This window comes from Virgibacillus oceani (assembly GCF_041521345.1).
In the GTDB taxonomy this organism is placed as follows: Bacteria; Bacillota; Bacilli; order Bacillales; family Amphibacillaceae; genus Virgibacillus_N; species Virgibacillus_N oceani_A.
The window spans coordinates 43,178-68,228 of sequence record NZ_JBGOHB010000004.1 but is presented as its reverse complement, the minus strand read 5'-3'; the positions used below and the strand labels follow the sequence as shown (position 1 = coordinate 68,228).

Sequence of the window (25,051 nt, the reverse complement as noted above, 5' to 3'; positions counted from 1 at the left end):
AGCAATAGAGTGGATAGAAGAAGAGTAAGATACAGTAACAGTCGGATAACAAACACAAAACAGTGTTCTATTCGTTTTTAAAACTCATATAGTGGATAGAAGCCTACCAATGAAGAGGAGTTGCTAGGATGATTGATGACGGTTTGAGTGTTATGGGAGTCGACAGGAGGACAGACGGCATTGCGAAAGAATATCAATGGCCAGAGGAGCCGCTTGTGGAAGTGCCTGACCTGATAGGACATTCAACACAAGAACTGTTTGAATGTATGATGGATCTTGCAGTGGATGTAAATGGTGCAGGAGATGTTATTATTGATCAGGAGCCTGCAGCAGGTTCAATGGTTCAAAATGACTCTGTTATTCGAATTTTTCTTGGTAATAAATAACGAACGAAAACACCTTTTCCATCGGTATAATTTATAGGGAGAACGTTGCATCAATTGAATCATTAAAATAATCGTTAGGAAGCTTTCATTTTCGAAAGCTTCCTAACTTCTTTTATAAATCGTAATGATTACTATTTACATTTTGGAAGAGATGATTTATATCGTAAAGAATAGAGGAAAAAAATAGTTAAAACTGAAAGGAGTATGTTAGAAATGGCTAAAAAATCAAAAATAGCTAAAGAGAAAAAACGTCAGCAAATGGTTGCGCAATATGCAGAGCTAAGAAGAGAGCTGAAAGCCAAAGGTGATTATGAAGCGCTTCGGAAATTACCAAGGGATTCTTCACCAACACGTTTGAAAAATCGTTGTGAAGTGACAGGCAGACCACACGGCTATATGCGTAAATTCAATATGTCCCGTATCGCTTTTAGAGAATATGCTCATAAAGGGCAATTACCTGGTGTGAAAAAATCTAGTTGGTAATTAAAAAGATAGGGGTACAAATAGTTTTACACCTGCAACTAATAAAAATCTCTCTATAACGAAATTTTTGACTATCTGAAAAGTGAATTAACAGAATTAGATGAAAGATTCAGATCTTCTAGAACAGAAGGAAAATAAGTATATTATTGTTCCACATGCAGCTTTTGGTTATTGGGAAGAGCGCTATGGTGTGAAGCAAATCGCGATTAGTTGTTTATCTTCTGAAGAGGAACCATCACAAAAAGAATTAATTGGAGTAATCAAAGCGACTGAGGAATACGATTTAGAATATATTCTCTACGAACAAAATAGTGGTAGTCGCCTAAAGTTATTCAGAATGAAATTGGTGCAGAGGCTTTAACCATTCACAACCTGGAAATAAGACCAGAAGAGGATATTGAAAATAATGAAGACTATATTTCTTTAATGGAATATAACTTAGAGATACTTGATCAAGTGACAAAATAATAATTAATCCCGCATAGTCAGAATCTATTTAACTTTGGGGGATACCTATGGAAATTCAAGATGTCACGCATTACCTTTCGGGAACATGTTCATAGGGGAAAATCATGTTTAAAAGGAGAGAAAATATTGTCAAAAGGAAAATGTATTCCAGTAACAATTTTAACTGGTTTCTTAGGGGCTGGAAAAACAACACTGCTGAATAAATTGTTACAGGACATGCCTGAGCAAAATGTTGCTGTCATTATCAATGAATTTGGTGATACATCGATTGATGGCCAACTGGTGATACCGACAAGAGAAGAAATCATTGAAATAAACAGCGGTTGTATCTGCTGTAATGTACGCGGTGATTTAATCAGTTTATTAGATAAACAGGGAGAGGAAATAGATCGTGTTGTCATTGAGACGACAGGTATGGCTAATCCCGCTCCAGTTATTCAAACTTTTCTGATGGACGAGCAAACCGCAGACTTCTTTGAAATTGATAGTGTGATTACGCTGATCGATGCGAAACATATAGGGCAGCATCTTCAGGAGGAAGAACCGAAGCAGCAGATTGCGTTTGCAGATGTTTTGCTTATAAACAAAACGGATTTAATTATAGAAGATGAAAAATGCGATCTGGAAAAACAGCTGAATCAAATGAATCCACATGCGCAGCGCTTCTTTACTACTTATGGAAATATTGATATCAATGATTTAATAGGAAAAGGATCTTTTAAGCTGGACAATGTTTTAAGTATTGATCCAAATTTACTGACAGAAATACATCATCACCATCACAATCATGAAGTGACGTCTTTTGTGTTGCAAGAGGACCGTCCGCTTGATTTAGAAAAGGTAAATAAATGGTTTTCATATTTAGTTCGTATAAAAGGAGAAAATCTATATCGCTATAAGGGCGTTCTTTTTATTAAGCAGCTGAAGAAAAAAGTTGTGTTTCAAGGGGTACATATGCTGTTTGCTGGAACAGAGGGTGATATATGGGTTAAAGATGAAAAGCAACAAAGTGAGGTCGTATTTATCGGAAAGCATCTTGATCATAAAGAATTGGAAGAGGGCTTTCAATACTGTCTTGCTTAATTTTTTTAGTTTATAAATCGTAATGATTACGCTCTATGAGGTTGCTGTGAGGAAAATATATGATGTCATTATTGTCGGAGCTGGTGCTTCTGGTGTTGGTGTTGGGTCAATTCTGAAGGAAATGAATGCGACCTTTATAATTTTAGAAAAGGAGGATTACACTTAAAAGAACTGTAAGCAATATTCCACTAGCAATTAGGAAAAACGACCATCTTCTACGAAAAATAATGTTTTGTTCTATTGATCCATCTGAATTTTGAGCATTCAGCTGTTGTTTTGATCTTCCAATCATTCAATTAATAAACATGGATAAAGCAATCATCTAGATTTGTGTTATTGGCATGATTAAGACAGATCGATATGATTTTTCTGCCCAATTGGTAAACTCACCAAAGAAATCATATTGCATTGGAATCCGTTCAGGAATTCTCCCATACTGCGTAAAAGTAATAAATAGCGTGACAGCTACTAAAGCAAAAGATATTAAAAACCAGTAATTAGAATGAATTAATTTTTGCTGATAAAAATTTGTTTGTAGTACAACCTTTTGTTGTCTTTGTTCATTCCATTTCTCTTTGAGTTGCTTCATTTGCTTATGAAACACCAAATAGATTAAAAATGAAATAATCAAAAAACCAATTATGGTTGTTGATAATACAATCCCCATGGCTTCTTCATCGTTCGGAGAATATTTTCCTACAATAAAATAAAAAATAAATAGCGTAACAATACTAAATGCTGTCATAGCCGAAGCATATTGTTTCCGCATTTTCTTTAGTTTTTCATCTTTATAGACATCAGAGGGAATGGAAACTCCAAAACTCTCTGTACGTCGTGTCCAATACGGCATACCAATCAAAATAATAAAAACAGATATGAATAAAATAATTGAAATCCAAATGATATGATTCATCGCTTAGCTTCCCCCTCGTGAATATATGAAGTAAAAATCTCTTCACAAAGCTTCATAATATCCTTTTTATTTACATCTCGACAAATGGCTTCTGCAATAAGAAGGTGTAATATTTCTTTCATTTCTTCCTGAAAAGATACATCTGCCTTTGGAACTCCCTCTGGATTAACCACAACCCCTTTTTGATGATGATTTAAATTAAATCCTTTTTGTTCTAGCTCTTTATACGCTTTGTTCACGGTGTGTAAATTGATTCCTATATCTGCTGCTAATGATCGAACATATGGTAGTCGCTCACCCGGAACAAGCTCATACGATAGGGCCTTAAATCTGACGGAATGATGACGGATGTGGGTGATAATAAATATGGCTAGTGTGGTGTAAGCGATTGTCTTGGCATTCAACTGCATGGTAATTAGTTCTCAATGAATTGCGATATTGTCAAGTGGTTGAGGTGAAAGCGCATAGATTCTGTCTTTATCGGGCGGGGGTGTGTAGGCTTATTAAGCAACCTTTTTATCACAATGTTCGTATAAAACCGCTGCACAGTTGTGAAAAATCAAGAAATATATTTTTAAAACACCCGCGTTATTTATCGGAACAATGCAGTGTCTTGTCTTTAAAAGTAAATAACTTTATTGTTATTTTACAAATAACGTATTGACTCTTACGGTAACGTAAGGATATATAGTAATCATGACAAATAGTGTGGAGGTTAACGATGTACAGTATTGGAGAAGTAGCAAAAGAAATGAACACAACCGTTCGGACACTTAGATATTACGATGAGATCAATCTGTTGAAACCGTCTTATACCGCAGATTCGGGTTACCGTTTCTACTCAAAAACAAATATCGTTACATTGCAGCGGATTATTGCCCTAAAGGAACTCGGTTTTCAATTAAGCGAAATTAAAACCATTCTGGATCAAAAAAATTGGGAAAACGTTTTTGAAGAACAGTTGGCGCTCATCGCCAAGGAAAAAGAAAGACTCAGTTATTTAGAAAAGACGCTGCGACTTTCTTATCATTTATCCCAGATTGAGCAGGATCTAAGCTGGAGAAATATTTTTCAATTTGTCAGGCAAACGGAAGAAGATCGCTACAACAATCATTTATTTTTGGAGCAATATTTTGATGAACGCGAGCTAAACATTTTGAAAAACCCTAGTTTGGATTTGGGTGAAAGAGAGTCCAAAGAATTGGTTGCGTTGCTGAAGACGTCCAAGGATCAAAAGAATGAAGATCCTGAATCGCTCAAGTCACAGGATTTGGCTTATAAACTTGTATACTTTCTTGAAAATACTTTTTATGGTGATTCAGCGCTTATTGAAAAGTATTGGATGCTTCAAAAACAACCGCCAGAGGAAGGAAATTTGTTCATGTTGGATGATGATGTTATTCAATATATTGAAAGTATCATGGATCATTATGAAGCAAAATGGGGGGAAATTGGAAAGAGTCAAGCGGATCATCGGGAATGAGTGGAACTAAATCAAACGATGGATTTTAAGAGATATTGGGGATTTGTTTTAAGTAAGAAACGAATAATGAAGAAAAGAATTTACTTTTAGGATCATCTCCGCATTTTTACGATTTGCGATGGTCATTGTTTATCATGTGACATTTCTTTACACTAACGCGTTTGAATTGGTCCGAAACGAAGATCTTGGCAAGAGAGCTATCATGAAGTTGCTACGCTCATATAACCAATGGAAGATATTATTTGGCTTAATTGGATGAAATATGATCTAAATAAAAAAATTAATGAGAGGTTGTTTGTGACATGAAGAATTTAAAAAATCAAACGGGCAAAGGCTCTTCTTACTCGAGAGGATTAACTCGAGGGTCTGTTTCAGCGAAAGAGCGTTTGCTTGCGCCAGATTTAGCTCGTGGGTTTATGCTTTTGATTATCGCTATTGCCCATGCACCATTATGGCTCGGTCGTCCAGATGGTGGGAGTATTATTGATGAAACTGTTAATTTTGTCATTATCTTGTTCGTAGATAATCGAGGACTTCCACTGTTTGCTATATTGTTAGGTTTTGGGTTAGCCATGATGGTTAATCGTCAGCTTCATGCCGGAACGTTAGAAATAGATTCTAAACGATTATTGCGGCGTCGTGGGTTTTTCCTTTTATTATTTGGGTTCGTCCATGCCGTTATTATCGGCGGGATTGATATTCTAGCTTTCTACGGTTTCTCCACGCTCCTTATCGGATGGATTTTATTTCGTCGGAATCGTGTACTCTTCCGTGCTATTCTGATTGTTTCTCTGTTTTTTCTTTTCCTGCTTCCTGTTGTGTGGATGGGTATGGCGCATGCAATGGATGCTACTGGGATGAGCCTGGAAACAATGGGACAATCAAACTCGGAATCATATATAGAAACCACACTCTTTAATTTAATCAGTTTCCCTTTCATGATTTTGAGTCAACTTTTCATGTACCCCATGCTCTTGCCGATACTGATCGGGGTATGGGCTGCACGTAATAACTTGCTGCTTGTTGGCAATCGAAAGCATTTAGTTCGAATAGCTATCCTAGGCACTTCCATCTCAATCATTGGGGGACTTCCGCTTGCTCTTGACGGGACGCAGTTATGGAGTTCTTCCCCAACGATGGAAGGGTTGTTCACGGCTCTTCAAATGATTACGGGGCTCGCCGGTGGTATTGGGTATGCAGCCATATTTGGACTGATTGGTCCCATTGTCAGTCGTACAGGTCTAATGGTTCGATCATTGACTGCGTTAGGACAACGCTCACTCACTTTTTATCTCTTTATCGAAGCTATGTTGGTCATTACCCTATCACCAGTCGTATTTGGACTGGGACAAGTATTGCATAGTACAGGAGCTGTTATTATCGCTGTGTTTGTCTGGCTCACCAGTCTGCTTTTGGCCATGATGATGGAGTATAAAGGAATGCGCGGCCCTGCTGATGCCTTGTTGCGTAGACTTATCTATCGAAGTTAGTACCAGTCGTTTTCACCGTAAACGAGGCGCAATTCTGGAATAACAGGGGTTGAGCCTTTCTTCAGAATTGGGCCATTCTGGAAACAAATGATTTGAAGGGGGTTATAAACAGGCGCTGATTTTTATAGGGGGGCATAATGACTTTTTCCTTAATGTTCTTGGTTGTATTCTATTAATTTCATCATGCATTTTATTTTTTAGTTTAGAAAACACAATTTTGTTATTCAAGATATGGACGCAATTGTAGAATAAAAAAACAGCTTGTAACATAAAATATCGGCTATTTCTTAAATAGTAATTTATCAAATACAATGCACGAAAGAGATTTTCAAAGTTATGAGCATTGGAGGTTGTTCAACTATGAAATATTGCGTAGTTTAGAACAAAAATATAATGGTAACCTGAATTATTCACAGAAAACCTTTAATATCGTTAGATCACTTGTCACTCAACTGATTAAGCTTAATCGAATATGCATCAAGTAAATGAAAAAAGAATCCATTTCTGATAAGGTTAATGTGCACCCAAATAACCACAGAAAGGATTCTTCTAAGGGCTACTTTACCGCAAAATACACTGGATTTCAATCGTCAAATCAAATTGTCAAATGGCGGAGGTCCCCTATCGTCTGATACCGGCGAATTCATCTTTAGAGAATTCGATGAGAAATTAGGGTTTTCAAAGACAGTTGCTAAGCATCTGAATCTTGTTCCGGCAAAAGATGTACCAAATCATTGCTAAATATGCCGAATATGACGCAACTGATCATTTGACGAGCGATCCTGTCTTCACACAAATCATCGGCACGGATGCATTAGCTTCCCAACCTAGTTTGTCACGCTGTTTCACACGATTTGATAATGAATCTATGGAACAAATAAATCAAGCTAATCAAGAATTGCTAGATAAAATACATACATTCAGAGAGTCAAAAGCACTCATTATTGACCTGGATTCAACTCACGCTGATACATATGGAAAACAAGAATCGACAGCATTCAATACACACTATGGAACGGTTGGCTATCACCGACTGGTCGCTTTCGACGGGATAACCGGCGATTTTCTAAAAGCAAAGCTGCGTCCTGGAAATATTTATGCTTTCAACGGTGTGGTAGTAAAGTCTGGCCGATCCCTTTACTTTAAAATAGCTTCCGGTTTCGTGTACCAAGAATTCTATTGGAAAGTACTGCAACGAGTCCAAAAGCTACAGATCGAATAAATAATACATTGACTTTAAATTTTCATTTGCAGTTATGGCTTTTAATCGGCCAGAAGAATATAAAGGGAAATCTATTGAAATTGCTGGAGGTGAGCGGAAACTTTCCGAAGTGGCTCAAGTATTTGCCCAAGTATTTACTGTCCGATGTGGCATTTTGGAATCTGCCAGAGACTAATTCCAAGGTGATAAAATGTTTGAATGGTTTGAGACGGAAGGTTATCAAGCAGATATTCCTGCACTACGAAAAATTCATCCTGAATTGCTTGATCTACCTACCTGGGTAAAAAAATCAGGTTGGAATCTATATGTTTAAATAGAAGATCATTCTATTAACTTCAGTGTGAATGATACGGAGAATGAAGGAGAAAGGGAAGAGTAGAAAGCATGTTTTTCAGGGTCATCATCATGGATTGCATGGCAGTTACCCTCTATTGGTTTCATGAATGATTTCCGTAATGTATTCCGATTATTTAAACGGACAAAATAAGCTAAAATTATTTAAATTCGTCGTCTAAATGGTGAAGAAATGCTTCTAAATTTGTTAATATCCACTTATCTTTATGAGTCACAGTATATATATTTAACAAATTGTAATGTCCATTTACTTTTGATTCTTCCAGCATGCCGTTATCTATCTCTTCTTTAACAACAAAATGAGGAAGGATAGATTTTCCGAGCCCACAAAGCACACACTTTTTGATTGCTTCTACGCTGGGCAATTCAACTTTTGCTAATGAACCATACTCCTCATTTCTAATATATTCTTCTACTGCTGGTCTCCAGCTGCACGAATATTCTGTTACCAGCATTTTTTCTGGAATATGCTTGTTTTGTTTTTTGGTCGATTGTATAAAGGAAAGCTGAGTATCTTGTAATTTTTTAATTGTTAATTCTTTTGAATGCCAATGAGGTAAATCAATGAGAAGCGCAACGTCTATCTCATTATTTTTCAATTGAGAAGATAGTTTGCTATCCTGCACTGATTTTATCGTTAGCTCTACTTTTGGGTACTTCTCCATAAAGTCCATAATAATAGTAGGCAACCAATAAATCATTAATGACTCACTTGCTCCAATGGTCAACTGACCAGAAGGGCCATCTGATGTATGGATCACTTCTTGCGATTTAGAGTAAAGTTTTATAATTTCCAAAGCATACGGAAGAAAGTCTTTACCGGTTTGCGTTAATGATATACTCCTTCCAAGACGGTCAAAAAGAGGCTTTTTCAATTCTTCTTCCAGTTCCTTTATATGCCCAGTAATAGATGACTGAGCATATCCTAATTCATCAGCTGCTTTTTTAAATCCTCCCGTATCCACAATGGTTTTAAAAGTTATAAGATGACGAAGCTCCAATGTAAAACCCTCTTCTCTTTTATTATCATTTTTACCGAATTAATTGATCCGAAATATCTATTTTACTGATAATATTTTTTATTTTAAACTGTAAATAAGCAATTTTCAAGTGATATAAAAAAGGGAGTGAATATATGAGTACTTTAGTATTATTAGGGAGTTCAAGAAGAAATGGTAATACAGAGCACTTAGTTAATGAAGCTTTACAAGGGATACGACATGAAAAAATGTATTTATTGGAAAATAATATTTTTCCTATCGTGGATCAGAGGCATGTAACTGGAGGGTTCAGTCCTGTTCATGATGACTATGAAAGGCTATTTTTGGATTTTTTAAAGCATGAGACACTTTTCTTTGTTACTCCTTTATACTGGTTTGGCATGTCTGGTCAAATGAAAATATTCTTTGATCGGTGGAGCCAATATTTAAGAGATAACCGTTTTGATTTTACAAAAGAAATGATGAAAAAGCAGGCATATGTCATTGTCGTTGGAGAGAACCCAGATCCTAAAATTGCATCATTGCCACTGATTCAGCAGTTCAATTATATTTTTGATTATACGGGAATCGAGTTTGTTGATTATATCATTGGAAAGGGGAATTACCCAGATGATATTTTAGAAGACTCTATTGCGTTTAATAAAGCAAAGTCATGGAATAAGAAGTTGAAAGCGGGTGTGAGTAAGAGATTTTGAACAGTAGAATTGAACAAAAACAGGTTATCCATATAACTAATACGGTTGTTACCTTATGAAAGAATGTAAAGAGATAAGCAGAGGCTTTTCTCTTTTTTAAATATTTATTTCTTGGTAAAAGTGTATATATTTCATCAGTTCTTCGATTCCTTTCAATTGAAGAAATAGTTGAATGTCCAGATTTTCTAAAGCTAACTGAAAGGAATGTTCGATTTTACCATAGTTTTGTGTGTCTAAATTATTTAATAACCGCTTCATATTTTCTATGTAATAAACAGTTTTCCTCAAACTGCTTATGACCAGTATTTTACGTAATTCAGGTATCGTGAAAATTCTATAACCGTTTTCTTTATTTCTTTCTGAACGGACTAACCCTTCATATTCCCAATGACGGATAGCTGATGTATTAATTTCTGCTATTTTTGCAGCCTCTCCAATACTCATATATTCTTTTAATTTTACATTTTTATATCTAGTAAAATCAGCACTTTGAATCATGGTTAATATTTCTTCCACACGCTGTTTCTCCACTTGTATATCGAATTGCTGTTCATTCACTAACCAAAGGGCATCTTTAAACCTATCGTTTCTAATCATTCTCATGACTTCGTAAACAATGGGTATGTCATATCCTTTTAATAAGGATCTAATGGTAGTAAAAGCTTGGAAGTGTAACGATTTATAGGAACGATGATTGTTTTTCGTTCTAGGTACCATAGGAATGAGGTCTTGTTCCTCATATCTTCTCAAAGTAGTTGTGCTGACATTTAAGATATTGGCAATTTGTTTAGGGGTATATGTCTCCATTTATTCACTCCTTTTATTAAAGTATAACCTTCAAGTGCTACAATAACATATTTCAGATTAATCCCCAATATATGTAGGGGTGAAAAACGGAAACCTGAAAGATTGCATGAATGTTATACGATAGGTATATAAAAAATTTTAGGAGTGAAGAAAATGGAAAAAAACATACAATTTACGGATGGATCAGAAATAAAAGTTGGTTTAGTTGGGAATCCCGACTTTACAACGATCATGCTTCCAGTTGCTAAAGAATCTGTATATGGATCAGAAGCTAAAAATTTAAAGCTATGGGGAGTAGACCCTGAAATGGGGGAACATTTTGTTGAGGGACTCATGGACCAGTTTCAGATTTTATATTTCGACTATGAAGGTCATCGTTTGCAATATCCAAATCCAGAGAACCTGACGCCTGAAAGCATAGTAAATGATCTATTAATAATTGCTGATGAAATGGACGTTAAGAAGTTTAGCTATTATGGTTACTCTTGGCTAGCTTTACTTGGATTACAATTAGCCATTCGGACAGATAGATTAGAAAGCTTAATCATGGGTGGTTTCCCAGCAATAGATGGTCCATATAATGAAATGATGGTGGTGACAAATAAAACATACGAACAAGCCTTGAATAATCAAAATTCTCCTATCATTGATGAACAAGACCACATTAGTCCAGAAAAGGTTGATTGGGATAACATACAGGTAAAGATCGACACGAATCAGACTAAACAGTTTGTTACGATGTACAAAAATTTGAGGGAATTTGATGATCGAGAAATTCAACATAAATTAGTTATTCCAAGATTAGCGTTTGCCGGGGAACAGGACACCATTATTTATGGAGAAAACTTTGGCGGTGTAACAGTTGATATTACAGGTATACTTCAAAATAATAAACAAGAGTTAGAACACCTTGGATGGGATATAGAAATCTTAAAAGGAACTGATATGGATCATATCAAAGCTATGCAGCCTATAACAGTTCTGCCATTGATAAAGCCTTGGTTCATAAAAAATTTGAAAATAAGCCATAAAAAAAGATAAGTCACGATTTAATTCAAGTACCTTCAATTGGCGTGAAGTAACAGAACACGTTTATCGCAATGCAACTGGCTTTAAGAATTCCACTTCAAGAATGGAGGACCTTGAAAATTCTAAGTGGGAGTCGGGCAGCCAGTAACGGCCTGATTCGTTCGGGCCTACAGGATGTAGGTCACCGGAAACATTTGGGACTGGGACTGCGATTACTCGTCCCATCATAAAGAGCTGTGTATCGAAAAACCCCCACTGAATAAAGTTTCACTTTATAACAGGCAACTATGGTGTCGATATTTCCACACTTGCAATGTGATGAAGGCTGCACAGATTGTGTTTGCCTGCACCTTTACTGGGGGAGGGGATATGAAACAAGCCGTCAATCTGCAATTCATGCGTTGAAACATCGATGGTTCGAAGCATAACTTACGACAATAGTCGTAAAAAAGGTCTTATCTATGATGAGACCTTTTTTGTATGGGGATTTTAGACAGCAGTACGAAGCGTCTGCGTTCCAAAGCCAGTATAGTAAAAGTAGTTCAAAAATAAGGATGAACTGACTATGTCAATAAAAGTATTCGTCAAAACGAAAAATAATGAAGGGGATGAAAAAGAAATGGAAAAATTAAACATTGGGATTATCTTAGGAAGCACACGTCCAGGGCGTGTAAGTCCACAAGTTGGAAATTGGGTTAAAGAAATGGCTGATCAACGTGGAGAAGCAAACTATGAAATCGTAGATCTAGCCGACTTTAAGCTGCCATTCTTAGGAGAGGGAGAAGAAGGGTTACACGCTTGGTCAGCGAAGCTTGCCAGCTTGGATGGATTCGTGTTTATTGTCCAGGAATATAATCACAGCATTACAGGTGTATTAAAAAATGCTCTTGATTCAGCACGTGAGGAATGGAACAACAAAGCAGCAGGCATTGTAAGCTATGGTTCAACAGGTGGAGCTCGTGCAGCGGAACATTTACGTGGCATTTTAGGCGAATTACATGTTGCCGACGTACGAGAGCATCCAACATTATCCATATTTACGGATTTTGAAAACTTCACTACATTTAAACCAGCTGAATTGCACTTTGATGTTGTTCAATTCATGTTAGATCAAACGGTTGCCTGGAGCAGTGCATTAAAAACTTTACGATAAAATCGCTTTCCTACAACTTTCAGCATATTTGTTTTAAGTATATCAGACGAAGGGATGTTCATCTCTTCTTACCAATAGTGGTCACATTGAAATAGACTTTGTAATTTTGGAAACAAAGAAGAAAAGAGATAAGGAAGGTGATAGGAGATGAGTGACATAAATAATAATGTTGAATCAACCTCTAAAGCAACATGGCGTGAATGGTTTGGATTAGGAGCTTTATCTTTGGCAGCTTTCATGCTTTCATCAGATATGACTATTTTATTTCTCGCCATGCCCTCGATTGCAGCTGACTTAGCACCGAGTGCTACACAAATGCTTTGGATTATTCATATTGGTGAGTTATTAGCTGTAGGATTTGTACTAACAATGGGGCGCCTGGGGGATAAAATTGGAAGAAGGCGTCTGCTTATAATTGGTGTTTCGATATATGGGTTAGGTTCTCTTATTGCGGCATTTTCAACTGCTGCTTGGATGTTGATTGTTATACGTGCATTTCTTGGTGTAGCAGCTGCTACAGTAGTGCCATCCACGATGTCGTTATTGCGGAATATGTTTTTTGATTCGAAGCAGTTTTCAGTAGCTATTGCTATTAACCTCAGTGCTCTTTCTGCTGGTATGGCTTTAGGTCCTCCAATCGGCGGTTTACTTTTGGATCATTTTTGGTGGGGAGCAGTATTTCTCCTTAATGTTCCGATTGCCATCGGGCTGTTGGCGACAACGCCGCTTTTACCTGAATATCGAAACAAGGATGGCAAACGTTTGGATGTTATCAGCGTCTTGCTGTCTTCTCTGGGATTGGTGACCTTGATTTTCGGCTTACAAGAAATAGCTAACAGTGGTTTCAACATGTTGTACGGTGGATCGATCGTGATTGGTATAGTTGCCGGAATTCTGTTTATTAAGCGGCAGACGAATTCGGAAGCTCCATTGCTGGATATGCGCATGTTTCGGATTACCACTTTTAATATTTCATTAATCGCTTTAATGCTTATATTGCTTGCCACTGGTGGTGGTGAAATGTTTTTCGCACAACATTTGCAAGCTGTTGTAGGGCTCTCTCCAACTGAGGCAGGTCTTTTGCTGATTATCCCTGCATTCCTGTCAATGGTAGGTACGTTAATATCCCCTGTACTTACACGATGGATGCGTCCTGCCTACGCCATGGTTTCCAGCCTCCTCGTTGCTGTAAGTGGTGCACTGCTTATCGCGTTAACCGCTCATGATGCTGGGGTACTGATTTTAATTATTGGTGCATCCCTTCTTGCGTTTGGGAGAGGACCTACAATGACCATTGCTAGTGAACAAATTATTTCCAGTGTTCCACAAGAGCAAGCCGGTTCTGCTTCAGCGATGACCGATGTCAGTAGTGGACTTGGCTATGCACTGAGTATTGCATTCGTCGGAAGTTTTGGGATGATCGTTTACCGTTGGGTATTAGCAAGTTCTCTTCCCTCTGAAGTCCCTTCCGAAATTGAAAATGTGGCCATGGAAAGCGTTGGTGCAGCCGCTGCAGCAGCAGAAAGGTTCCCGGAAATGCTTCAAGCCGTACAATCTTCTTTTACAGTAGCCTTTCAATCGATATACGGAGTAGCAACCATCGGTTTGTTGATTTTAATAATGATTATTGTATGGAAGCTCAGACATGTAAAAAAAGAGGATGAAGTGTAGGTTTAAAATAAAGCCGTGCCGATTTGCTCCTTTGGATATAATTATCTATGTGTATCTATCTTCATTATTTTTATTGTTTTCGTGATTTTATTTGCTAATCAGTATCAAAAATTGTATTTTATCATACAATTATATATAATTAATAGACAGATAGTTGGTTTATTAAAGGAGAATAAATTATGGCACGTAAAGTTAATGAAGCAGAATATCAGGCTAAACGTAATAAGATTCTGGATGTAGCCTATCAATTCATCGTGACAAAAGGCTTTGAACAAATGTCTATTCAAAATATTTTGGATCAACTCCATATTTCTAGGGGAGCATTTTTTCACTATTTTCGTTCTAAGCATCAATTATTAGAAGCGTTAATTCAGAGGATGTTAGACGACGTTGAGCAGCAGGTGTTGCTAATCATAAAAAATGAGCGTTCTGCAACGAATAAGCTTCAAGGATTTTTTGTGAAAGTAAGTGAAGTGAAAACTGCACAAAGACAGCTCCTTTTACAACTTTTAGAGGTTTGGTATTCGGATAACAATGTCCTGGTTCGGAAAAAAACTCGTGAGAAAAAGATACAACGTTTTGAGCCGCTGATACGGCAAATTATCTACCAGGGTATGGAAGAAAATAGTATGACTGGGATAGAGACAGAATACACATCCGAAGTTGTTTTGTGTCTTTTATTAGACTTATCTGATTCATTTGCAAGCTCCTTATTGACAAGAAAAAATGATCCATTGGATCTTGAAAACAAAGTTTTTGCATACACCCAAGCGATTGAACGTATGCTTGGTCTTCCTGCTCGTTCGTTAAGTTTGATGGACAAAGAGACGATTTATAGGTGGGGAGAAAACAAAATTTAATGCTGTTGAAATCATTAAAAGCGAGGAGTGAAGAAATGTACAAGAATGACGATATGTTAAGTCAAATGGAGTCCTACACAATTGAACGCCGAGGGACAGCAATTCATTATTGGATAACCCAGCGCGATTACACCAAACCTTTGGTTATTTTCACACATGGAGCCTCTCTTGATCATCGTATGTTCGATATGCAGGTTAAGGTACTACAGAATGCTGGATATCCCATTCTTACGTGGGATGTCCGCGGACATGGTTTGTCCAAACCTGTAGGGGAGGAATTCCATGTGCAGATTGTTGTGGAAGATTTAGAGGAAATCATTTATAAACATCAGATAGAGGAAGTCATTCTCGTCGGTCATTCTTTTGGTGGTTATGTTTCGCAGATGCTGACATTTCATCAGTCGGAAAAGGTAAAAGCAATAGCAATTATCGGATGTACGGATATTACGGAAGTTCCTTCATTCGGCATGCGAATTGCCTACCGTAATATGTCACGAATTTTTCGTATGATGCCTGAAAGTACCTTACGGAAGAAATTTGCTGAAGGGATGGGAGTGACAAAAGATGTACAAAACTATGCCTTGAACACAAACAAACAGTTAACGCGTGATGAATTTATTGAAATTATGGATGGTGGTGTTCGTGCTATATATGAAGATCCTCATTTTGGGAATGAGTATACTATTGAGAAACCCTTTTTGCTAACTCATGGTGAAAAAGACAGTGCGGAGAGAGGGGCTTTTGTCAAAAAAGCACCAAATTGGGCTAAGCGTGAACTGAATTGTCAGTATGAAGTGATTCCGAACGCAGGGCATAATGCAAATCAAGACAACCCTGACTATTTTAATGATGTCTTGCTTCATTTTCTGGAAAGGTTATGATGGAATGATTACCAACAGATAACAAAGAGGAGGGAAGGGAAAATGGAACAAAAATATAATGTCAAAGACACTCTTGAAATTGGTAAGGAATTAATTCACCGAGACGGAAGAACCGTTACTTTTCTGAGGAAAGGGGAAGATGCAGATGGGGAGTATATTACATTAAAGCACCGAATGATACAACAAGGGGCAATTAATGGACCTCACTCGCATCCAAAGCTGAAAGAAACGTTTAAAATTATGGAAGGAAGCATGCGTTTTGTTGTGGATGGACAAGAAATTACGCTTGGGACTGGCGAAGAAATTACGATTTACCCTATGCAAGTTCATCAATTTTGGAATGTAAGCCAAGGAAATCTGGTGGCTATCCACGAGATCCGACCGCCAGGACTACATTGGAAAATGTTTGTCCTGATGCACAAATTGGAGTGTGAAGGCAAGCTAACTCAAAGAGGGGTACCACGGAATCCACTTTGGCTTGGAGTAGCTTGGGAATGTATTGATGGTTATCTTGATGGCCCGCCCCGATTTATACAAAATCTTATACTTGGGGGTTTGGCAAAATTAGCTGGAAAGCTTGGTTATAAAATATAAAGTAGAAAAACGCTTAGACTCTTAAACAAGAGAACTGATCCTGTCAAGCAGAGATAATAAATAATAAGTTAAATTAAAGGCTTAGTGGTTGTAAGTAAACTTGACTTGCAGTCATTTGCTCACTGCCAAGATGGAGAGGTATTGAATGAACTCCCAATATTCATTTTATCAGAAGTTTGAATGAGCATCGGTTTGATGGTTATATATGGTAATACTATTTTTAGGAGGAGAGTATTGCTTACATGTACACCCCTTTTTGGCAAAAATGAACTGAAATTCAATTTGATCTATTCTTAGAAACCTTTCAATTATTATTTATTGAAAATTTGATTAAAAATGCCAATATTATGTTAAACTTGTAATATAAAGCTTTACCAATAAATATGGAGAGGGGAAAATGGATGAAAAAAAACATATGGTTTATACTAATCCCACTTCTTCTAGTCATTTTAGTGGGTTGTTCGAATGGAACTAGTGAAGAAGAACAAGGGGTAGAAACAAAAGAAGCTTCTTATTTTGAAACTGAGACCTTGACGATGCTAGGTGAAGAAAATAAAGCAGGGTTTATATTAAGTGAAAATCAAAATTTACTTGCTAATAAACCAAATAAGTATATGTGGCATTTATGGGGTAATGAAGATTTTGAAGAAAAAGACTTTAAAGTTACAGGAGTTAACCTTGATACTAATGATGAAGAGGATATATTTACTTCTACACTATCTGGCCCTAATAATGGGGCAGATGCCCATGTTCCAACACATATGAATTTCCCTTCGGAAGGAACCTGGGAACTGAGCGTTTTTGTTGATGGGGAAATATTTGAAAAAATATCTGTTGAAGTATTATAAAGTCAAAGAGGCTGTCGTTAAATGCATAATTTGCATTTGATGACAGCTCTTTTTGATATCAGGTTATTTCATTTATGGTAATATAGAAAAACTAATTGTTTTTTGACGTACTTAAATAGGTCTCCTTTTTTTAAATTTTTTTAAGCTGTATATAATGGATGATATATAGAAGCCTTCTTCTCCAGTTCGCCCCAACATGGTTTGGCGAATTTCTTGGTTCTTTTTGAGAAACAGGTCTTGGTTCAAAGGTTGGTCTAATGATTGTATAACAATCGGCTGGGTTGTTAATGAAGAATGATCTAAATTATTATGAATTAAGATATACTACAATACCAGCTAATTGCTGTCAATAATTAAGACTAAAAAACTTTCAAAAAACATGTTACACTAAAATTGAACATACTAAATAAACCTTTTGATTAAAAGGAAAAAAACAAAGGAATTTAAAGCAACTTACACTTGGTCTACAAAGACTTCTTGACGTTTTAACATAGCGTGAATCCAATGAACAAGTTTGTTTGCGCAAGCAATAATTGCTACCTTATGTGGCTTGCCTTCATTTCGTTTGCGATCATAAAAAGCAGTAAGCTTTTTGTTTCGCTCTTTGGCCAGCCCACATTGCACAGCTGTGTAAAGCGTTTGTCGCAATCTCGATGAACCTCTCTTCGTGATGCGATTGATGGAGGCTTTAAATTTACCTGATTCAAAAACAGATGGATCCAATCCTGCGTAGGCTACGAGCTTTTTAGGATTCTCAAACTGATTGATATCGCCAATTTCAGAGAGGATTGTTGCCGCAATCTTATCTCCGATACCAGGCACGGATTGGATTAATCTGTATTCTTCAAAAAACTTTGCGAGCGCACTCATTTCCTTTAATAATTCAGAGAGGTGCTCTTGATATTGGGAAATCATATTGATATACATGCGCAAACTGACAAGTTGTCCATGGCTAATTTGGGATTGAAATGGATTGCGTCTTGCAGCTTCTTTTAATTGCTGTGCTTTGTTCAGAAACCAATCATAAGAGCGTCTAGCTCCAAATTGTCCCATCTCCTCAGCTAAACTTTCTTCAGAGACCCTATGAACATCTAAAGCAGTGGGGTAACTCGATAAAGTATTCAAAGAGAGTTTCCCATAAAGATCACTAAAAACACTATGGAATTCTGGGAATACTTGATCCAAAGCTACTTGGAATTGAAGCTTTATTTGAACATAACTGTCTGTCAAAGAACTGTGTTGTCTTGTTAATAGACGTAGATTGAGAGCTTTTTCCGTTTTTCTTTGATAGATTTCAAGATCTTCCTTGTAGTAAAGCTCTCCTAAATGATATGCATCAGCCTTATCCGTTTTTACTTGACGTAAGCTCATTTTTCTCGCCTCAAAAGAAACAACTGGATTAATTAAATAATAGGCTATATCCTGATTTTCAAGGAATTGAAGCACGGGTTCATGATAGTGTCCAGTAGATTCAAAGATTACAGCCGGAGGCTGTCCAGAGGCTTTTTCTAACTCTTGATAAAAGCTATGAAACGTTTGAAGGCCTGGTAAATCGTGTGTAAATTTAAAACTTTGCTTATACGTTTCTTTTCTTTGTAGAAAGGCTTGAACTTGGCTTTCACCTTTAGCAACATCCAAGCCAATTACAGGGTCCATATAAATCACACTCCTATAAATATATTTGCCGGTTCGCCTCTTCATCACTTATAGTGTCATAGCTTCGCTTGTTATACGGGATCTGAGTCCCAACCAGCCTCAAACATGTTTCTATAAGTAGAGGGTGGACAGTATTGCGGACGGGATCAATGTCCCACGGGCGCGAACGTCCTACCCCGGCTACCTTAAGCATAAAACCTATAAAAAATAGGTCAACCAGAAATGACTGGTTAACCTTATAATACGAACGGGCGCTTATCTGGAAGATGGATTGGCGCCCTTTATTGAACAAAAGGCCATTTTGTTGAATAAATACTTTAAAGTTTCATAGTTATACGCTTTTCCGTAGAAGGGAATAGCGCCACTTTTAATAATGTTATTTTGAAGATTCGTCAAACTAAATCAAGGGCGACTGTACGCTCACACTTTTTGTTAATCAGTATGAGCGAAAAGCCTTTAGTTATTTGATTATTTATTGCACTTGATTTGGTAATTTTTTTAATTTATAGTATAATTGCTAAGGCTTTGTCAGGAGCAGCTAAAATACATAAAGCCTTAATTGGTTGAACAGCATGGAGCCACTTGCCTAATGAGTGACGTTCAGGAGGAGTATTATGTGGATAAGATTGTCATTGGTTTAGATATTGGTGGAACTACAGTAAAGATCGGATTTTTAGCAGAAGATGGGGAAATTGTTAAGAAATGGAAAATCCCAACAAATAAAAAGAATCAGGGCAAGTTTATAGTAGAAGAAATTTGGCAGTCTGTTTTGAAAAATTTGCCCTCCTTGAACCTTGATCAGCAAAGTATATTTAGTATTGTAGCTGGTGCACCAGGTTTTGTTGATAAAAAATCAGGTGTAATCTATGAAGCGGTCAATATAGGATGGAAAAACTACGATTTAGCTGGTCAGCTAAAAGCTGTTGCAGATGTTCCCGTATTTATTGAGAATGATGCGAATTTGGCAGCATTAGGTGAAAATTGGAAGGGAGCTGGTGCTGGTTCCAGAAATATGATTGCTATTACACTGGGAACCGGAGTTGGGGGAGGCATAATAGCGAATGGTGAGATTTTAAGCGGGGTAAATGGAACTGGAGGGGAAATCGGGCATATCAAAGCAGAAAGCGATGGCGCTTCCTGTAATTGCGGAAGGAAAGGCTGCTTAGAAACCATTGTCTCGGCTACAGGTTTGGTTAGACAAGCGGTTGAGCTTATTAATGATAATCCTTCCAGTAATTTATCCGATCTCTATCATAAGAATGGGGAAATATCTGCAAAAGACATTTTCAGTTTAGCCGGTAAAGGAGATATATTATCCCGGCAAATCATTAATCGGAATACCGACATATTAGGGTCTGTCCTCGCCAGTTTATCCGTAATCGTGAATCCATCAATTATTACCATTGGCGGTGGTCTGTCGCAAGCTGGGGAACCATTTATTAATGCGATCGCAGATTCATTCCGAAGGCAGGCAATGCCCAGGGTGAGTGAAGTTTGCAGTATAAAAGAAGCTGAACTTGGTAATGATGCCGCATTAATAGGGGCTGCCAGAGTTAATAATGAGTTTGAAAAAATCCATCTTTAAAGTAAAAAAACAGCTTATTTAATTTAGGAAAATTTAAATAAGCTGTTTTTTTGAGGACTGCCCCTTATTTTAATATTGACAGTTTTTTTATTGGCCATCATTGTCAGACACAGTTTGTACGTCACTAACCGGATGGTTGTGTCTTTGTGCTTACACCTGCATATAAAATAAAGCTATGCCCACCACATCTCACCAACAGATTCCTTTACCATAACAGGTTTTAAGGATTGAACGGCTTTGGTGAATCCTTCGTCAATAGACATTAAACCGTCCTCATGTTCAATGCTGACGACATAATCATAGTCATAAAGACGCAGAGCGCTGATCATATCAGCCCACTCTTTCCCGCTATGACCGAATCCAACGGTCCTGAAATACCATGCGCGGTCTTTTAATTCAGCGTATGGTGTCATATCTGTTAAGCCATTTCGGTTTACATTGCCTTGATCAATGACTGTATCTTTAGCATGGAAATGGTGAATCGCATTTTTACGTCCAAGGATTTTAATAGCTTCGACGGGATCAATACCTTGCCACCACATATGGCTGGGATCTAAGTTGGCTCCAATCACAGGGCCGCATGCCTCTCTCAGACGTAATAAATTTGCTGGGGTATGCACAGAAAATCCCCCATGTAATTCTAAACCAATTTTTATATTATATTTTTCAGCAAAGGTTGCTTTATCTTTCCAATAGGGAATGATTTTTTCCTCCCACTGCCATTTTAATATTTCCTGAAATTCATTTGGCCAAGGAGAAACCGGCCAATTTGGGTATTTGGCATTTTCATGATCCCCAGGACAACCTGAAAATGTATTGACAACAGGCACACCAAGCTCACTTGCAAGCCGAACGGTTTTTTTAAAAATCATATCAGCTTCATCAGCAATTTCTTTTTGCGGGTGTAAAGGATTGGAATGACAGCTTAAAGCACTTATCATTAATCCTCTGCTTGAAAATTTTTCTAAGTATACTTGTTGTATATCCTTATTTCCCAATAATTCATCTAATTTACAGTGAGCATCCCCTGGATTCCCTCCTGTACCTAATTCTACAGCTTCAATACCTTTTGATGAAACATAATCGAGCATGTTGTCCAACTTCATTTCAGAAAATAACACTGTAAATACGCCTAATTTCATTGAAATTCCTCCTTTTTTGTAATCCATTACATTTCATTATAACAAAAATCAGTAAAAAATAAATATTTAATTTTTTTATTCTTTCTTGATTTTAAGTGGACATTCTTTCTCATGCCTGTAGGTGAATATATTATGAAAGGAGATTATATATATGTTTGGCAGGATTTTTCAGAACAGCCGGGAAGAAGACTTACGAAATATTACTGTCATTCTATGAAAGTTTAAATAATTTAAAAATATGTGTTGACATATAAATTTAGAAAAGTTAATATTAAAATTGTAATCGATTTCATGATTTTTAGCATATTGATTGAAAGAGGTAAGCATCATGGCAAACATTCAGGAAGTAGCTCGCAGGGCAGGTGTTTCCAGCGCGACGGTATCCAGGGTATTAAATAATACAACAGCAGTTTCTGCAAAGACGAAGTTTAAGGTCGAAAAGGCGATTGAAGAATTGGAATATGAACCGAGTATGTTGGGGCGTAACCTTAGAAATTCTGAAAGTCGACTGTTACTTGTATTAATTCATACATTTTCGAACCCCTACTACAGTGAAATTATTAATGGAATTGAAGATTATTCTATCGCCAATGATTATAATATTCTTCTTTGTGAAACGGATTCCAATCCGCAACGGGAGATAATCTTTTTAAATATGGTGAAAAACAAGCTGGCTGATGGGATTATTTCCATGAATCCGACAGTTGATTTGGAAAAATTGAAGGCACTGAATGAAAATCATTCCATTATTATGTGCAGTGATTATTATGAAGATGTTTCCATTCCATACGTGGCCATTGATAATGAGTTGGCAGCATATAAAGCAGTTAAGCATTTAATCAAGTTAGGAAATGAAAAAATTGCATTCATTAATTTTGACGATAATATGGCATATGCCCGTAAAAGGCGAGAAGGATATGAAAGAGCATTAAACGAGTTCAATCTGCCAATTCGTGATGAGTGGATGTGTAAAACAGATGGTTTAGACTTTCAGGATGGGGTTCAAGCAATGAGAAAGCTTCTCCAATTAGAAGAGAGACCAACTGCTGTATTTGCGGTTTCAGATACAATAGCGATTGGAGCATTGAAGGAATTGAATGTAAAAGGAATAAAAATTCCTGAGGAGATTGCTGTTGTCGGATTTGACAACATTGGCTTTTCAAATATGACTAATCCAACGCTATCAACTGTTTCGCAGCCAAAGTATGAAATGGGGTATAAAGCAGCGAATATGCTGATAGAAAGTATCAAAGGAAGCAAAGCTGATAGCGTAATTATGGATCACGAACTAATTATTCGAGAATCAACATTAAAATAAGGCTCCGAGGAGGGGGTGCAGCTTGAAATTAAATATAGGAATTATTGGGTGTGGATCGATCACTCGATTCAGGCATGCTCCGGAGTACCTGGCAAATCCTTATGTAGAAGACATTGTATTTTATGATCGTAACAGGTATAGAGCGGAAGCACTTGCTAAAACTTTTAATGGGCGAGTTGCAGATACTGTCGATGAACTATTAAACGATTCATCTATTGATGCGATTAGTGATTGTTCCTCAAATGAAGTGCACCATGTCCATTCAACCAAAGCGCTTTTAAGCGGGAAGCATGTCTTATGTGAGAAACCATTGGCGATCAGTGTAGCGTATGCCGAGAAAATGCTTGATGCCCAGCGTCAATCAGGTAAAAAGTTAATGGTGGATCATAATCAACGCTTTACAGAGACACACCAAAAAGCTAAGGAGTTACTGGATAAAAAGGAACTTGGAGATGTGCTTACATTTAAAACCACTTTTGGTCATGAAGGGCCTGAAAGTTGGGGAGAGACTAAGTCCAATGCAACATGGTTTTTTAAGAAAGAACGTTCCCATTCCGGTGTGGCAGGTGATTTGGGTATCCATAAAATTGATCTGATTCACTATTTATTGAATGATGAAATTGACGAGGTACATAGTTTTCATGGAGCACTTGATAAAGTAGATGAAAATGGGATACCGATTGAAGTCAGTGACAATGTGGTTTGCGCATTAAAGACGAAAAAAGGACGTCTGGGGACAGCTTCATTTTCCTGGACTTACTACGGGGCAGAGGATAATTCAACGATCATCTATTGTCAGAAAGGTATAATAAAAATATATTATCACCCACAAGATCAACTTATTGTGGAAATGAAAGATGGCAGTGTGGTCAGATATGAATTAGAACCAATCCAAACAAACGACAACCAAACCAATACAGGTGTGATTGATGCATTTATCGATTCCATTATTCATGATACAGAACCTATGGTTAGTGGAAAGGAAGCACTAAGTTCATTAAAAGTAATTGAAAAGATCCTAGGAAATTAGTAAAGGAACTTTTAAAAAAACACAAATGTAACGGATTACATCGAGAGATGACTTAAATGTAATCTGAAAGGAGGGACGACATGAAACAACAACTTGCGATTAATTCGAATACGTATCATGGCTATTCATTAGAGGATGCTTTAAAAGGTGCAAGTCAGGCTGGCTTCAAACAAATCGAAATTTCCGCAGTGAGGGATCACACCTCTCACGTGTTACCTGAAACACCGGGAGAACAACTTAATAAGGTTAAAATCCTGCTTAAGCAATATGGAATAAGATGTATTGGAATTAGTGCACACGCCAATGTGATGAAGGAAGAAGGAATTGCGCAATTACTGGATAGTATTGATCTGGCTGTACTATTTGACTGTAAGTATGTCATTACAGGAACTGGAGATTCACATGGTGATGCAGATGTTATAGACGACATAGCATTGCTTTCTGAGAAATTAGAACCAGTCATTGAGAAATGCGAGAAATTAAATAAGTTATTAGTCATTGAAACACATGGGAATAATTTTGCAACTGGTGCATCGCTAAAAGAGCTATCTCGGTCATTAAATGATCGCATTAAAATTAACTATGATACAGGGAATGTGATTTTATATGGAAATCAGTTACCTTATGAAGACCTGGAAGCTTCCATTGATTACGTAAAATTCATCCATTTAAAGGATAAGCTTGGTCCAGATGATGAGTGGAATTTCCCGGCAATTGGTGATGGGGAGTTAGACTTTCCAAGGTTATTCACTACACTAAAGGAAGCTAACTATCAGGATCCAATCAGTGTTGAAATCGAATTCACACCAGATGGCCCTAAAAATCTTGAAGAAGTAAATAACGCCGTGAAAAGATCATACGATTATCTATCACAAATTTTAAGTTGAATAAGGAGGTGA

At 37.1% G+C, this 25,051-nt stretch carries 24 protein-coding genes and 1 pseudogene; 19 read left to right on the top strand and 6 right to left on the bottom strand.

The genetic code is table 11. From position 1 onward, the window contains the following. Positions 1-128 precede the first annotated feature (128 nt). From ACDX78_RS04575 to ACDX78_RS04560, 4 genes are all read left to right on the top strand, one after another. Positions 129-386, top strand: coding sequence for a PASTA domain-containing protein (locus tag ACDX78_RS04575; protein WP_486025734.1), 258 nt, complete (start codon positions 129-131; stop codon positions 384-386). A 213-nt stretch (positions 387-599) separates the two neighbouring features. Next, the gene (rpsN, locus tag ACDX78_RS04570; RefSeq protein WP_486025733.1) at positions 600-869 is read left to right on the top strand and encodes a 30S ribosomal protein S14; all 270 of its coding nucleotides are present in this window, start codon (positions 600-602) and stop codon (positions 867-869) included. A 100-nt stretch (positions 870-969) separates the two neighbouring features. Beyond that, complete coding sequence (locus ACDX78_RS04565; protein ID WP_486025731.1) at positions 970-1,230, top strand: metal ABC transporter solute-binding protein, Zn/Mn family; 261 nt, start codon at positions 970-972, stop codon at positions 1,228-1,230. Between the two features lie 233 nt (positions 1,231-1,463). Beyond that, complete coding sequence (locus tag ACDX78_RS04560; RefSeq protein ID WP_486025729.1) at positions 1,464-2,420, top strand: CobW family GTP-binding protein; 957 nt, start codon at positions 1,464-1,466, stop codon at positions 2,418-2,420. A 322-nt stretch (positions 2,421-2,742) separates the two neighbouring features. Here ACDX78_RS04560 and ACDX78_RS04555 read toward each other — a convergent pair whose 3' ends face one another. Together ACDX78_RS04555 and ACDX78_RS04550 are read right to left on the bottom strand one after the other, a co-directional pair. Then, entirely contained in the window at positions 2,743-3,333 is a 591-nt protein-coding gene (locus ACDX78_RS04555) for a DUF1648 domain-containing protein (RefSeq protein ID WP_486025727.1), read from the bottom strand. Then, the gene (locus ACDX78_RS04550) at positions 3,330-3,743 is read right to left on the bottom strand and encodes a GntR family transcriptional regulator (protein WP_486025725.1); all 414 of its coding nucleotides are present in this window, start codon (positions 3,741-3,743) and stop codon (positions 3,330-3,332) included. Before ACDX78_RS04550 ends, ACDX78_RS04555 begins: the two co-directional genes overlap by 4 nt. Before the next feature lie 311 nt (positions 3,744-4,054). On the opposite strand from ACDX78_RS04550, the gene ACDX78_RS04545 reads away from it, so the two are divergent. The 3 genes and pseudogenes from ACDX78_RS04545 to ACDX78_RS04535 form a co-directional block, all read left to right on the top strand. Next, on the top strand, positions 4,055-4,816 hold the full coding sequence (locus tag ACDX78_RS04545; protein WP_486025723.1) for a MerR family transcriptional regulator: 762 nt from the start codon (positions 4,055-4,057) through the stop codon (positions 4,814-4,816). Positions 4,817-5,118: 302 nt separating this feature from the next. Next, on the top strand, positions 5,119-6,306 hold the full coding sequence (locus ACDX78_RS04540) for a DUF418 domain-containing protein (RefSeq protein WP_486025721.1): 1,188 nt from the start codon (positions 5,119-5,121) through the stop codon (positions 6,304-6,306). A 516-nt stretch (positions 6,307-6,822) separates the two neighbouring features. Next, positions 6,823-7,423, top strand: a pseudogene (locus ACDX78_RS04535) (transposase); the annotation flags it as partial. Between the two features lie 599 nt (positions 7,424-8,022). On the opposite strand, the gene ACDX78_RS04530 reads toward ACDX78_RS04535, so the two are convergent. Beyond that, positions 8,023-8,883, bottom strand: a complete 861-nt coding sequence (locus ACDX78_RS04530; protein ID WP_486025719.1) for a LysR family transcriptional regulator — start codon at positions 8,881-8,883, stop codon at positions 8,023-8,025. 134 nt (positions 8,884-9,017) lie between these two features. Here ACDX78_RS04530 and ACDX78_RS04525 point away from each other — a divergent pair, with 134 nt between their 5' ends. Beyond that, positions 9,018-9,578 carry a flavodoxin family protein gene (locus ACDX78_RS04525; protein WP_486025717.1) on the top strand — a complete coding sequence of 187 codons (561 nt, stop codon included), beginning with the start codon at positions 9,018-9,020 and terminating at the stop codon, positions 9,576-9,578. Between the two features lie 96 nt (positions 9,579-9,674). Here the strand turns inward: ACDX78_RS04525 and ACDX78_RS04520 are convergent, their stop codons facing one another. Next, positions 9,675-10,385: a MerR family DNA-binding transcriptional regulator gene (locus ACDX78_RS04520; protein ID WP_486025715.1), complete on the bottom strand. Its 711-nt coding sequence runs from the start codon at positions 10,383-10,385 to the stop codon at positions 9,675-9,677. A 153-nt stretch (positions 10,386-10,538) separates the two neighbouring features. On the opposite strand from ACDX78_RS04520, the gene ACDX78_RS04515 reads away from it, so the two are divergent. The 7 genes from ACDX78_RS04515 (at position 10,539) to ACDX78_RS04485 (ending at position 17,421) form a co-directional block, all read left to right on the top strand. Beyond that, positions 10,539-11,426 carry an alpha/beta fold hydrolase gene (locus tag ACDX78_RS04515; protein WP_486025713.1) on the top strand — a complete coding sequence of 296 codons (888 nt, stop codon included), beginning with the start codon at positions 10,539-10,541 and terminating at the stop codon, positions 11,424-11,426. Between the two features lie 607 nt (positions 11,427-12,033). Continuing rightward, positions 12,034-12,567, top strand: coding sequence for an NADPH-dependent FMN reductase (locus tag ACDX78_RS04510; RefSeq protein ID WP_486025897.1), 534 nt, complete (start codon positions 12,034-12,036; stop codon positions 12,565-12,567). Positions 12,568-12,714: 147 nt separating this feature from the next. Then, positions 12,715-14,238, top strand: a complete 1,524-nt coding sequence (locus ACDX78_RS04505; protein WP_486025711.1) for an MFS transporter — start codon at positions 12,715-12,717, stop codon at positions 14,236-14,238. 179 nt (positions 14,239-14,417) lie between these two features. Then, complete coding sequence (locus ACDX78_RS04500) at positions 14,418-15,098, top strand: TetR/AcrR family transcriptional regulator (RefSeq protein ID WP_486025710.1); 681 nt, start codon at positions 14,418-14,420, stop codon at positions 15,096-15,098. 35 nt (positions 15,099-15,133) lie between these two features. Further along, positions 15,134-15,979, top strand: a complete 846-nt coding sequence (locus ACDX78_RS04495; RefSeq protein ID WP_486025709.1) for an alpha/beta fold hydrolase — start codon at positions 15,134-15,136, stop codon at positions 15,977-15,979. A gap of 42 nt (positions 15,980-16,021) precedes the next feature. Further along, positions 16,022-16,573: a cupin domain-containing protein gene (locus ACDX78_RS04490; RefSeq protein ID WP_486025707.1), complete on the top strand. Its 552-nt coding sequence runs from the start codon at positions 16,022-16,024 to the stop codon at positions 16,571-16,573. 401 nt (positions 16,574-16,974) lie between these two features. Then, the gene (locus ACDX78_RS04485) at positions 16,975-17,421 is read left to right on the top strand and encodes a hypothetical protein (protein WP_486025706.1); all 447 of its coding nucleotides are present in this window, start codon (positions 16,975-16,977) and stop codon (positions 17,419-17,421) included. A gap of 453 nt (positions 17,422-17,874) precedes the next feature. Here ACDX78_RS04485 and ACDX78_RS04480 read toward each other — a convergent pair whose 3' ends face one another. Beyond that, entirely contained in the window at positions 17,875-19,077 is a 1,203-nt protein-coding gene (locus tag ACDX78_RS04480; RefSeq protein WP_486025705.1) for an IS110 family RNA-guided transposase, read from the bottom strand. A gap of 616 nt (positions 19,078-19,693) precedes the next feature. Between ACDX78_RS04480 and ACDX78_RS04475 the strand changes: the two genes are divergently transcribed. Next, positions 19,694-20,662 carry an ROK family glucokinase gene (locus tag ACDX78_RS04475; protein WP_486025703.1) on the top strand — a complete coding sequence of 323 codons (969 nt, stop codon included), beginning with the start codon at positions 19,694-19,696 and terminating at the stop codon, positions 20,660-20,662. A gap of 173 nt (positions 20,663-20,835) precedes the next feature. On the opposite strand, the gene ACDX78_RS04470 is transcribed toward ACDX78_RS04475, so the two are convergent. Further along, the gene (locus ACDX78_RS04470; protein WP_486025701.1) at positions 20,836-21,804 is read right to left on the bottom strand and encodes a sugar phosphate isomerase/epimerase family protein; all 969 of its coding nucleotides are present in this window, start codon (positions 21,802-21,804) and stop codon (positions 20,836-20,838) included. 328 nt (positions 21,805-22,132) lie between these two features. On the opposite strand from ACDX78_RS04470, the gene ACDX78_RS04465 reads away from it, so the two are divergent. The 3 genes from ACDX78_RS04465 to ACDX78_RS04455 all read left to right on the top strand — a co-directional run bounded on the left by ACDX78_RS04465 (position 22,133) and on the right by ACDX78_RS04455 (position 25,039). Continuing rightward, on the top strand, positions 22,133-23,122 hold the full coding sequence (locus ACDX78_RS04465; protein ID WP_486025699.1) for a LacI family DNA-binding transcriptional regulator: 990 nt from the start codon (positions 22,133-22,135) through the stop codon (positions 23,120-23,122). Between the two features lie 22 nt (positions 23,123-23,144). Next, complete coding sequence (locus ACDX78_RS04460) at positions 23,145-24,152, top strand: Gfo/Idh/MocA family protein (protein WP_486025698.1); 1,008 nt, start codon at positions 23,145-23,147, stop codon at positions 24,150-24,152. 80 nt (positions 24,153-24,232) lie between these two features. Beyond that, entirely contained in the window at positions 24,233-25,039 is an 807-nt protein-coding gene (locus ACDX78_RS04455) for a sugar phosphate isomerase/epimerase family protein (RefSeq protein ID WP_486025696.1), read from the top strand. The last annotated feature ends 12 nt before the right edge of the window (positions 25,040-25,051 follow it).